This is a genomic window from Streptomyces sp. NPDC017940 (assembly GCF_044328435.1).
In the GTDB taxonomy this organism is placed as follows: domain Bacteria; phylum Actinomycetota; class Actinomycetes; order Streptomycetales; family Streptomycetaceae; genus Streptomyces.
The window spans coordinates 279,376-291,399 of sequence record NZ_JBIRHJ010000002.1 but is presented as its reverse complement, the minus strand read 5'-3'; the positions used below and the strand labels follow the sequence as shown (position 1 = coordinate 291,399).

Sequence of the window (12,024 nt, the reverse complement as noted above, 5' to 3'; positions counted from 1 at the left end):
GAACGGACCCGGACTCTCGTGCACGTACTGATTCTCGGCGGAACGACGGAGGCCCGGCACCTGGCCGAGCTGCTGCACGGCCCGCCCGGGCTTCCTGGCCTCGCGGTGACCAGTTCCCTCGCGGGCCGGGTCGCGAGCCCCCGGCTGCCCGTGGGACAGGTGCGGATCGGCGGCTTCGGCGGCGCCGACGGGCTCGCCGACTGGCTGCGCGCGCACCGCGTCGACCTGCTCGTCGACGCCACCCACCCGTTCGCGCGCACCATGAGTTTCCACGCGGCGCGGGCCGCTGCCGCCGCCCGCGTCCCCCTCCTCGCCCTGCGCAGGCCCGGCTGGGACCCGGTCGAAGGCGACGTGTGGCACGAGGCGGGCTCGCTCGCCGAGGCCGCGGAGCTGCTGCCCGCACTCGGCCGCAGGGTGTTCCTGACGACCGGACGCATGGGCCTCGCCGCGTTCGCGGACCTGGACGACCTGTGGTTCCTCGTGCGTTCCGTGGACGCGCCGGAGGCCCCGCACCCGGCGCGCATGGAGGTGCTGCTCGACCGGGGCCCCTTCACGCTCGAGGGGGAGCGCGCGCTGCTCCGCGACCACGCCGTCGACGTCGTCGTGACGAAGGACAGCGGCGGGGCGGCCACCGCGCCGAAGCTGACCGCCGCCCGCGAGGCCGGACTTCCCGTGGTCGTGGTCCGCAGGCCGCCGGTGCCCGAGGGCGTTCTGGTGGTGGCGGACCCGGCGGCGGCGACGCGCTGGATCACCGCGTACCTCGGCGGCGCCGGCGCGCTGCCGGGCACGGACCGGGACCCGCTGCGGGCGCCGCGGGGAACGGGGCCCACCCCGTCCCCCTGAGCCGCCGGGCACCGGCGCCGCACCACCCGAGCCCCGGGCACCGGACCCTCACGCCTCCGGGTAGCGGCGCGGTGTCCAGACGATCTCCTCGCCGTCCCCGCGCCGCACGGTCCGCGTCTGCGACGAGCCGACGAGCAGGACGGTGCGCATGTCGACCTCGGCCGGGTCCAGGTCCGCGAGGCGGACGATCCGTACCCGTTCACCGGAGCCGCCGACATCGCGGGCGACGACCACCGGGGTGTCCGGAGCACGGTGCTCCAGGAGCAGCTCGCGGGCCTTGCCGACCTGCCAGGTGCGGCTGCGGGAGCCGGGGTTGTACAGCGCGAGGACCAGGTCGGCGGCGGTGGCCGCGCGCAGCCGCTCCGCTATGACCTCCCAGGGCTTGAGCCGGTCGGACAGGGAGATGGTGGCGTAGTCGTGGCCGAGCGGGGCGCCCGCGCGGGCGGCGGCCGCGTTGGCGGCGGTCACCCCGGGCAGGACCCGTACCGGCACGTCCGTGTACGGGGGCCGTGAGGCGACCTCGAGGACGGCCGTGGCCATGGCGAAGATCCCGGGGTCGCCGCCGGAGACGACGGCGACCCGCCGTCCGCGCCGGGCCAGGTCGAGGGCGAACTCGGCGCGCTCGGACTCCACCCGGTTGTCGGAGCCGTGCCGCTCCTGACCGGGACGGTGCGGCACCCGGTCCAGGTACGTGGTGTAGCCGACCAGGTCGTCGGCGGCGGCCAGGGCGCCGCGCGTCTCGGGCGTCAGCCACAGCGGCCCGGCAGGACCGGTCCCGACCACGACGACCTCACCGAGGGCCCGCTCCTGCGGCTGCGCGCCGATCCGGCTCGGCAGCACGGCCACCGAGAAGTACGGCACCGAGTCCTCGGCCACGTCCGCCAGCGGGGCGGTGCGCTCCCCGGCCATCGAGGCCCGCTCGACGTACCGGGCCTCGCCCAGGCGGCCCGCACCCTCGAGGGCGCGCCGCACCTTGGGGAAGGTGCGGCCGAGCTTCATGACCACCGCCGCGTCCGTCGCGGCGAGCCGGGCGGTCAGCTCCTCCTCGGGCAGGGTGCCCGGCAGGATCGTCAGGACCTCCTCGCCCTCCACCAGCGGGGTGCCGAGGCGGGCCGCGGCCGCGGACACCGAGGTGACGCCGGGGATCACCTCGGTGTCGTAGCGCCCGGTGAGCCGCTTGTGCATGTGCATGTACGAGCCGTAGAAGAGCGGGTCGCCCTCCGCGAGGACCGCGACGGTGCGCCCCGCGTCGAGGTGCGCGGCGAGGCGGGCCGCCGCCTCGGTGTAGAACTCCTCCATGGCGCCCCGGTAGCCGCCCGGGTGGTCGGTGGTCTCCGTCGTGACGGGATAGACGAGGCGTTCCTCGATGTGGTCGGCGCGCAGGTGCCGCGCCGCGATCGAGCGGGCGATGGACCGGCCGTGCCGGGCGCTGTGGTACGCGATCACATCCGCCTCGGCGATGACCTCGACCGCGCGCACGGTCATCAGGGACGGGTCGCCGGGGCCGAGCCCGACCCCGTACAGCTTGGCGCTCATTCTTCCTCGCTCGCAATCGCGTTCAGTGCGGCGGCGGCGATGGCGCTGCCGCCGCGACGGCCCCGCACCACCAGATGTTCCAGACCCAGGGACTGTGCCGCCAGGGCGTCCTTGGACTCGGCCGCGCCGATGAAGCCGACCGGCACACCGATGACGGCGGCGGGCCGCGGCGCGCCGTCCCGGATCATCTCCAGGAGCCGGAACAGCGCGGTGGGCGCGTTGCCGACGGCGACCACGGAACCTTCGAGGCGCTCGCGCCACAGCTCCATCGCGGCGGCGCTGCGGGTGGTGCCCAGCTTCGCCGCGAGGTCCGGCACGGCCGGGTCGGACAGGGTGCACAGCACGTCGTTGTCCGCGGGCAGCCGCTTGCGGGTCACCCCGCTCGCGACCATCTGGACGTCGCAGAAGACGGGCGCGCCGGCCCGCAGGGCGGTGCGGGCGCGGGCCACCACGCCCGGACTGAACACGAGGTCCTGTACGAGGTCGACCATCCCGCAGGCGTGGATCATCCGGACCGCGACCTGGCTGACGTCGGCGGGGAGTGCCGCGAGATCCGCCTCCGCGCGGATGGTGGCGAAGGACTGGCGGTAGATCTCCGCGCCGTCCTTCTCGTAGTCGTAGGTCGTCACGGTGTTCTTCTCGCTGCTCTCGGTCGTCGTGAGGGGATCGCCGCCAGGGCGGTGGCGAGTCGGGAGGGGTCGTCGAGGTCGACGGTGCGCGGGGTGGGGTCCCCGGCGGGGGCTGTGGCGGTCGCGGCGGTGGCGGCGGTGGTGGCCACCGAGAGGCGGTAGCCTCCGCCGCCGTCCGCGGCGACCACGTCGATGTGGTCGCCCCGGGGGTGCCCGCAGCGCCGTTCGCATCCGGACCAGTACAGGGGCAGGCTGTCGGACGGGACCTCGGCGAGGGTACGGGCGGCGTCCGCCCGCACGTCCGTGCGGGACTTGGCGCATCCGGGCCTGCCGATGCAGGCGCCGACCAGCAGCCAGGGGGAGCCGTTCTCCGTGACGAGGCCGACGGCCGACAGGCCCGCCCGCGCCTCCTCGACCCGGTCCGCGCCCAGGCCCGGTGTGGGCACGACGACGCCACGCCACGGCGTCAACCGCAGCTCACCCGCGGGGGAGAGGGCGGCGACACGGGCCAACTCACGCCACTGCGACGCCGAGAGCCGCCCGAGCGGAGCGTGCACGGAGAGCGCGGCGAAGTCGCCTACGACACCGGGGACTGGGCCGCCGTCGGGTGGCGAGGCGCTGTCGGGTACCGGGCTGCCGTCGGGTGGCGAGGCGCTGTCGGGGACCGGGCCGTCGCCGGGCACCGGACCGCTGTCGGGCACCGGGTCGCCGCCGGGTACCGATGCGCTGCCGGACACCAGGCCGCCGCCGGGCACCGCACCGCCGCCAAGCACCGAGGCACCGCCGGGCACCGAAGCGTCACCGGACACCGCATCGCCGCACGCGCCCGCCGCCCCCGAGCCTCCCGCACACCCGGTGTGCGCGATCCCCTCAGCCAGCAAGCGGTCGCCGACCCGCCGCAGCAACGCGCCGTCGGCGAGGGCGAGTTCGTCCACGCGCCAGGCCTCGGTGCCGCAGGAGCGCACGGTGGCGAGGAACACCTCGGCCGCCAGCAAGGCGGCGCGGGGCGCGTCCGGGCCGGAGACGTGCAGGGTCGCGTCGCCCGAGCCGAGGCCGAGCAGCGCGCCGCCGTCCGCGGCCGCGCGCAGCGTCACGTCCGCGTCGAGCGCGGCCACGTCCCCGCGGCCGTCGTCGAGAGCGAACAGGAACCGGCCCGAGAGGGCGGGCGCCGCCTCGCTGGCGCACAGCGTCGCGTCGAGGGACACGAGCCAGGGCCGCACGTCCCGCAGGCCGTGCCCGTCGAGGCCGGACAGGGGCGAGGCCACGATGTTGCGCACTCGCTCGTGCGCGGCGGAGGGCAGCAGCCCGGCCGCGCCGAGCCGCCCGGCGAGCTCCGCGCCGCAGGCGTCGCGCAGCCCCCGCAGCTGGACGTTGCCGCGCGAGGTGAGATGCAACTCACCGTCGCCGAGCTCCTCGGCCGCGCCGAGGAGCGCCTCCGCCTGCCGGACGGTCAGCACACCGCCGGGAACACGGACCCTGGCAAGTGCGCCGTCGTGCGCCCCATGCAGCCGCAGCGCGCCGGGACAGGCGTCACCGCGGTCCCGTGCGGCCGCTGTGGCCTGGGACGATGAGGGAGGGGGAGCCGTGGTCACGGCGGCGAGCATACCTACGATCACACCGGGTGCACCTTCTCCTGGTGCCCGGTCGCGGCCTACTATGCTCCTCGGTGGATCATTCGGTCCGCCATCGCCAGACGGCGACAGGGGAGGAAGCCCGGTGTGAATCCGGCGCGGTCCCGCCACTGTGAGTCCGGCCCCCAGGGGCCGGGCGAGTCAGGAACTCCCGCCGTCAGACACCGCCCGGGGCGCGGACCCCGAGGAAGGCCAGACACCGCATGCTGCCCGCATCCGGGGACGCCGCCCCGTCCCCCCGCATCCTGCTCCTGTCGACCTCCGACACGGACCTGCTCAGCGCCCGCGCGGCGGCAGGACCGGTCCGCTACCGCTTCGCCAACCCGGCGCGGCTCCCCCTCGAAGACCTCTCGGGCCTGCTCGACGGCGTCGACCTCGTCGTCGTACGCCTCCTCGGCGGCATCCGCGCCTGGCAGGACGGCCTCGACCAGCTGCTCGCCGACGGCCGCCCGGTCGTCGTCCTCACCGGCGAACAGGCGCCCGACGCCCAGCTGATGGCCGCGTCCACCGTGCCCGTCGGCATCGCCGCGGAGGCGCACGCCTACCTCGCGCACGGCGGCCCGGCGAACCTGGAGCAGCTCGCCCGCTTCCTCTCCGACACCGTGCTGCTCACCGGGCACGGCTTCGACGCGCCCGCCGCCGCGCCCAGCTGGGGCCCGCTGGAGCGCACGCCCCGCGCCGGTGCCGAGGGCCCCGTCGTGGCCGTGCTCTACTACCGCGCCCACCACATGAGCGGCAACACCGCCTTCGTGCACGCGCTGTGCGACGCCGTCGAGGACGCGGGCGCCAGGCCGCTGCCGCTGTACGTCGCCTCGCTGCGCGCCCCCGAGCCGGAGCTGATCGAGCAGCTGCGGACCGTCGACGTCATCGTCACCACGGTCCTCGCGGCGGGCGGCACCAAGCCCGCAGAGGCGTCCGCGGGCGGCGACGACGAGTCCTGGGACGCGGGCGCGCTGACCACCCTGGACGTGCCCATCCTCCAGGCCCTGTGCCTGACCGGGTCGAGGGCCGCCTGGGAGGACAACGACGAGGGCGTCTCGCCGCTCGACGCCGCGAGCCAGATCGCGGTGCCCGAGTTCGACGGGCGTCTGATCACCGTCCCGTTCTCCTTCAAGGAGATCGACGCCGACGGCCTGCCCGCGTACGTCGCCGACCCCGAGCGCGCCGCCCGCGTCGCCGGGATCGCCGTACGGCACGCGAGGCTCCGCCACATCCCTGCCGCCGACAAGCGCCTCGCGCTCGTGCTCTCCGCGTATCCGACCAAGCACTCCCGCATCGGCAACGCGGTCGGCCTCGACACCCCCGCGAGCGCCGTGGCCCTGCTGCGCCGCCTGCGCGACGAGGGCTACGACTTCGGGGACGCCGAGGTGCCAGGACTGGCGTCCGGCGACGGCGACGAGCTGATCCGCGCGCTGATCGAGGCGGGCGGCCACGACCAGGACTGGCTCACCGACGAGCAGCTGGCCCGCAACCCGGTGCGGATCCCCGCGGCCGACTACCGCCGCTGGTACGCGACCCTGCCCGAGGAACTGCGCACCGCCGTCGAGGAGCACTGGGGTCCCGCGCCCGGCGAGATGTTCGTCGACCGCAGCGGCAACCCGGAGGGCGACATCGTCCTCGCCGCCCTGCGCTTCGGCAATCTGCTGATCCTCATCCAGCCGCCGCGCGGCTTCGGCGAGAACCCGATCGCGATCTACCACGACCCGGACCTGCCGCCCTCGCACCACTATCTGGCCGCCTACCGCTGGATCGCCGCTGCCGCCGAGGACGGCGGCTTCGGCGCCGACGCGATGATCCACCTGGGCAAGCACGGCAACCTGGAGTGGCTGCCCGGCAAGAACGCGGGCCTGTCCGCGGCCTGCGGCCCGGACGCCGCGCTCGGTGACCTGCCGCTGATCTACCCGTTCCTGGTCAACGACCCGGGCGAGGGCACCCAGGCCAAGCGACGGGTGCACGCCACGCTCATCGACCACCTGGTCCCGCCGATGGCCCGCGCCGACTCCTACGGCGACATCGCGCGCCTGGAGCAGCTCCTGGACGAGTACGCCCAGATCTCCTCGATGGACCCGGCCAAGCTCCCGGCGATCCGGGCCCAGATCTGGACCCTCATCCAGGCCGCCAAGCTGGACCACGACCTCGGCCTGGACGACCGGCCCGACGACGACGGCTTCGACGACTTCCTGCTGCACGTCGACGGCTGGCTGTGCGAGGTCAAGGACGCCCAGATCCGCGACGGCCTGCACGTGCTCGGCGCACCGCCCGCGGCGGGCGACCGCGTCAACCTCGTCCTCGCCATCCTCCGCGCCCGCCAGATCTGGGGCGGCACCACCGCCCTGCCCGGACTGCGCGAGGCGCTCGGCCTCGACGAGTCCGCGGCGACCCGCACCACCGCCGACGAGGCGGAGGCCAAGGCCCGCGCCCTGGTGGAGCGGATGGAGGAGCTCGGCTGGGACCCGGACTCCGTGCCCGAGGGGCACGGCGAACAGGTCACCGCCATCCTGGAGTTCGCCGCCCGCGAGGTCGTGCCGCGCCTGGCGGCGACCACCGCGGAGCTGGACCACGCCGTGCACGCCCTGAACGGCGGCTTCGTGCCCGCGGGCCCGTCGGGCTCGCCGCTGCGCGGCCTGGTCAACGTGCTGCCCACCGGCCGCAACTTCTACTCCGTCGACCCCAAGGCCGTGCCCTCGCGCCTCGCCTGGGAGACGGGTCAGGCCCTCGCCGACTCGCTCCTCGAGCGCTACCGCTCCGACAACGGCAGCTGGCCCACGTCCGTCGGCCTCTCCCTGTGGGGTACGAGCGCCATGCGCACGGCGGGCGACGACGTCGCCGAGGCCCTCGCGCTGCTCGGCGTCCGCCCGGTCTGGGACGACGCGTCCCGCCGCGTGACCGGCCTCGAACCCGTTCCGTACGAGGAGCTCGGCCGCCCCCGCATCGACGTCACGCTGCGCATCTCCGGCTTCTTCCGCGACGCCTTCCCGCACACCATCGGGCTGCTCGACGACGCGGTGCGGATGGCGGCCGCCCTCGACGAGCCCGACGAGGTCAACCACGTACGCGCGCACGTACGGGCCGACCTCGCCGAGCACGGCGACGAACGCCGCGCCACCACCCGCATCTTCGGCTCCCGCCCCGGCACGTACGGCGCGGGTCTGCTCCAGCTCATCGACTCCCGGGACTGGCGCACCGACGCCGACCTCGCCGAGGTCTACACGGTGTGGGGCGGCTACGCCTACGGCCGTGAGCTCGAAGGCCGGCCCGCGCGCGCGGAGATGGAGACGGCGTACAAGCGCATCGCGGTCGCCGCGAAGAACACCGACACCCGCGAGCACGACATCGCCGACTCCGACGACTACTTCCAGTACCACGGCGGCATGGTCGCCGCGGTCAGGGCCCTGCGCGGCACGGCCCCCGAGGCGTACATCGGCGACTCGACGCGGCCGGAGACGGTCCGCACCCGCACGCTCGTCGAGGAGACCTCGCGCGTCTTCAGGGCCCGGGTCGTCAACCCCAAGTGGATCGAGGCGATGCGCCGCCACGGGTACAAGGGCGCCTTCGAGCTCGCCGCGACCGTCGACTACCTCTTCGGCTACGACGCCACCACGGGCGTGATCGCCGACTGGATGTACGACAAGCTCACCGAGACCTACGTCCTCGACCCGGAGAACCGCGCGTTCCTCCAGCAGGCCAACCCCTGGGCGCTGCACGGGATCGCCGAGCGCCTCCTCGAAGCGGAGTCCCGCGGCATGTGGGCCAAGCCCGACCCCGCGGTGCTCGAAGCGCTGCGGCAGGCCTACCTGGAGACCGAGGGCGACCTCGAGGGCGAGGACTGAGCCTCCGGTTCCCCGTCCCGCTCCCGGACGAAGGACGCGTCGGGGAGCGGGAACCAGCCATCCTCCCGCCGCTTTCATCGTTCCCGCAGCCGCCCCGGGCCCCCGGCGCGGCTGCGGGTGCGTGCCCCCATGTCCGATAGCCCTGATGTCTTGTCATGTCCCATGCGATGCCCCTCACGTCACATCTGCCCCACGCGTCTCAGCAGTCCCATGACGCCTGGCGGAATTCTTTCCTCCCCTCGGCTTCCCCTTGGCTTCCTCTTGGCCTGCGTTTTGCCTTCCGCCCCGCGCCGCGCGGCAGCGCGCTTTTCGGTCACCGCCGTTGGCGCCTTGTAGCCCGCTCGGCGGCCTGGCTACGATCCCGCTCGTTTCACTTTCTGCACATGTCTGCACAGGTGCTTCATGTTCGTGAGGGGGATGCGTGGAGCCACAGGCGCAGGCGGACATACCGGACCGCGACGGCGAGTTACCGCCGTCCCGGCCGCCCCGGGGCACCTCTCCCCGTGACTTCCGCCTCTTCTGGTGGGCCAACGCCGCCGACGCGCTCGGCACCCAGGCGTCCGGCATCGTCCTGCCGCTGCTGCTCCTCTCCCTCGGCCACTCCGCGCAGACCGCAGGCCTGGTCGCCGGGCTCTCGCTGGCCGCGGGGATCCTGCTCGGCCCGCTCGCCGCGATCCCCGCCGACCGCGGTGCCCGCAAGACCATCATGTTCTGGTCCGCCGCGATCTCCGCCCTGGCCATGGGCTCCGTCGCCCTGCTGCTCGCCCTCGGCCACCTCACGCTCGGGCACCTCCTGGCCGCGGTCCTCGTCGAACGGTTCGCCACCGCCTGCCACGAAGCCGCGTCGCGCGGCACCGTCGCCCTGATCTGCCCGCCCGGCGACCAGCCCCGCGCCGTCGCCCGGCTCGCCGCCGCCGACCAGGGCGCGCTCATCCTCGGCCCCGCCCTCGGCGGCGCCGCCTACCAGCTCTCGCGCGCGCTGCCCTTCGTCGCCGACGCCCTCTCGTACGCCGTCGCCGCCGTCTGCGTACGCGGCATGCGCGCCGAACTGAAGGCCCCGGCCGAGCCCTCCGGCGACGGACTGCTCCGCGAGGCCGCGGCCGGCCTGCGCCTGGTGCGGCAACAGCCCCTGCTCCGGCTCGTCCTGGTGTGGATCGCGCTCGTCAACGGCGTGGCCGTCGCGCTGTACTACGCCGCCGTGTTCGCCCTCGACCGCTCCGGCGCGGACGCGCTGTCCCTCGGCGCCGTCCTCGCGGTCTCCGGCGCCGCGGGGCTCGCCGGTTCGCTCGCCGCGCCCCGGGTCGCGACCCGGGTGGGCGCCGCCCGCCTCCTCACCGCCGTGACCTGGCTGCTCGTACCGCTCACCGCGGTACTCGCCACCGCCACCGGGCCCTGGACGTACGGGGTGCTGCTCGGCGCGATCTGCCTGCTCGTGCCGCTGCCCGCGGTGGTCCTCCAGGCGCGGGTGCTCCTCGTGACCGAAGCCGCGGTGCAGGCACGGGTCGGCGCGGTGCTCGCGACGGCCTCCGGCGGTGCCGCCGCGCTCGCCCCGGTACTCGCCGGTCTGTTCGCGGACCGGGTGGACACCGCCGCTCCCGCGCTCGGCTGCGCCGCCCTGCTCGTCCTGCTCGCCGTGCACACCACCCGGCGGGCCGCCCTCGCGGAGGCCGCCGCGTGAGCCGCTTCCAGGTGTACCGGGCCGCCCTGCCCGAGGTGTGCGCCGCGCAGCCGCACCGGATGGTCTTCACCTCCGACGCCGACGGCCGCTGCGAGGTCTTCACCTGGGACGCCGCGACGCGCCGCGCCCGCCGGGTCACCGACAGGCCTGGCGGCACCCTGCACGGCGCGATCGACCGGGACGCCCACGTCTGGTGGTTCGCCGAGGACGCCCGGGGGGTCGGGCACTGGCGCTTCCAGCCCTTCACCGGCGGCCCCGACCGGCCCGGCCTCACCGGCGTGCCGGAGGGCACCGCGCGAGGCCTCGCCGTCCCGTACGGCGCGACCCTCGAGGCACCCGCCACCGCCGCCCCCTCCGGCGCGACCCCGCACGCCACCCCCCGCCACCCCGCCCGCACCGGCGAAGCACTCGTCGCCGTCGGTGTCGGCCTGGACGACAGCACCACCGTCCACATCGGGTGGCGCGGCGGCCCCGGCCGTGAGGTGACGCGCGTCGACGGGCCCGCCGCCCTCGCCGGACTCACCCCCGCCGGCGACCTCCTCGCCCTCACGCGGGCCGCCGACTCGCCGCGTGCCGTCACCGTCCTGACCAGCGCGGGCACCCTGGTCGCCGAGCTGCCCGGCGACGGCCCGCACGGCAGGCTGTGGGCGCTCGGGTTCGCGCCCGCGGGGCCGCCCGCGCTGCTCCTCGTCCGGGAGCGCGGGGACCGCTATCTGCTCGCCACCTGGAGCCCCGCGACCGGCACCACCACCCACGACTGGTGTGCCTTCGACACCCAGATCACCGCCCGCTGGTACCCCGAAGGGCGCTCGGCGCTGATCCGTCAGGACCGCCACGGCCGGTCCCTGCTGCACCGCGCCCACCTGGCGAACCGCACCCTCGACCCCGTGCCCGCCCCGCCCGGCACCCTCCTCGACGCGGCCCCGCGCCCCGGCGGCGACCTGCACACCCTGTGGACCGACAGCACGCACCCGCCGCGGATGACCTCCACCGCGGGCACCGGGCTGCCGCCGCTCGGCACCGTCGCGGGCGGAGTCCCCGGCACCCTGCGGGACGTCCGCACGCCAGGACCCGACGGCGCGGTGCACACCCTGCTCAGCCTCCCCGACGGCCGCGGCCCGCATCCCGCCGTGTTCCTGGTGCACGGCGGCCCCGCCGACCACGACCGGGACGCCTACGACGGCACCGTGCACTCCCTGGTCGCCTCCGGCTTCGCCGTGGCCCGGGTCAACTACCGCGGCTCCACCGGCTACGGACCCCGCTGGCAGCGCGCCTTCGGCGACGGCGTCGGCCACACCCAGGTCGCCGACCTCGCCGCCGTGCACGCCGACCTCACCGCGCGCGGCCTGATCCGCCCGGACGCGACCGGCCTGTGGGGCACCTCCTGGGGCGGCTACCTCGTCCTGCTCGCCCTCGGCACCAGGCCGGGCCTGTGGCGGGCCGGCGTCGCGGTGAAACCCGTCGCCGACTACGCCGCCGCCCACGCGTCGGCCACCCCCGCCCTGCGGGCCCTGGACGAGCGCCTGTTCGGCGGCACCCCCGAGCAGGTGCCCGAACGCTACGCCCACAGCTCCCCGATCCGGTACGCGGACCGCGTACAGGACCCGCTTCTGGTCGTCGCCGCCACGCACGACACCAAGTGCCCGGCCGCCCAGGTCCGTTCCTACCTCGCCGCCCTCGACACGAACGGTGCCCGGTACGAGTCCCTGTGGCTGGACTCCGGGCACGACGGCTACGAAGGCGGCGACCACGTGGCCGTGCTGCGCCGCGCCGTGCTCTTCCTCGACCGGGAGCTGCGCCGCACCGCCCGCACCACCCCCCAAGGACGCCCCGCTCCACCTGGAGAGGGGTCTGCGCACCACACCGTCACGCACTGA

7 protein-coding genes and 1 riboswitch are annotated in these 12,024 nt (G+C 75.5%); of the genes, 4 read left to right on the top strand and 3 right to left on the bottom strand.

All coding sequences use genetic code 11. The features are described 5' to 3' along the window. Positions 1-18: 18 nt before the first annotated feature. Positions 19-843, top strand: a complete 825-nt coding sequence (locus tag ACH4DX_RS07375) for a cobalt-precorrin-6A reductase (protein WP_398154365.1) — start codon at positions 19-21, stop codon at positions 841-843. Between the two features lie 48 nt (positions 844-891). Here ACH4DX_RS07375 and ACH4DX_RS07370 read toward each other — a convergent pair whose 3' ends face one another. The 3 genes from ACH4DX_RS07370 to ACH4DX_RS07360 are packed head-to-tail and all read right to left on the bottom strand — an operon-like array spanning position 892 to position 4,612. Next, positions 892-2,379: a precorrin-2 C(20)-methyltransferase gene (locus ACH4DX_RS07370; RefSeq protein WP_398154364.1), complete on the bottom strand. Its 1,488-nt coding sequence runs from the start codon at positions 2,377-2,379 to the stop codon at positions 892-894. Continuing rightward, entirely contained in the window at positions 2,376-3,008 is a 633-nt protein-coding gene (locus tag ACH4DX_RS07365; protein ID WP_398154363.1) for a precorrin-8X methylmutase, read from the bottom strand. The genes ACH4DX_RS07370 and ACH4DX_RS07365 overlap by 4 nt, the downstream gene beginning before the upstream one ends. Further along, positions 3,005-4,612, bottom strand: coding sequence for a cobalamin biosynthesis protein CobG (locus ACH4DX_RS07360; protein ID WP_398154749.1), 1,608 nt, complete (start codon positions 4,610-4,612; stop codon positions 3,005-3,007). The genes ACH4DX_RS07365 and ACH4DX_RS07360 overlap by 4 nt, the downstream gene beginning before the upstream one ends. 55 nt (positions 4,613-4,667) lie before the next feature. Further along, positions 4,668-4,813: riboswitch (cobalamin riboswitch) on the top strand. A gap of 29 nt (positions 4,814-4,842) precedes the next feature. Between ACH4DX_RS07360 and cobN the strand changes: the two genes are divergently transcribed. The 3 genes from cobN to ACH4DX_RS07345 all read left to right on the top strand — a co-directional run bounded on the left by cobN (position 4,843) and on the right by ACH4DX_RS07345 (position 12,024). Continuing rightward, on the top strand, positions 4,843-8,469 hold the full coding sequence (gene cobN / locus ACH4DX_RS07355; protein WP_398154362.1) for a cobaltochelatase subunit CobN: 3,627 nt from the start codon (positions 4,843-4,845) through the stop codon (positions 8,467-8,469). A 421-nt stretch (positions 8,470-8,890) separates the two neighbouring features. After that, positions 8,891-10,147, top strand: a complete 1,257-nt coding sequence (locus ACH4DX_RS07350; protein WP_398154361.1) for an MFS transporter — start codon at positions 8,891-8,893, stop codon at positions 10,145-10,147. 59 nt (positions 10,148-10,206) lie between these two features. Next, positions 10,207-12,024, top strand: coding sequence for an alpha/beta hydrolase family protein (locus tag ACH4DX_RS07345; RefSeq protein ID WP_398154748.1), 1,818 nt, complete (start codon positions 10,207-10,209; stop codon positions 12,022-12,024).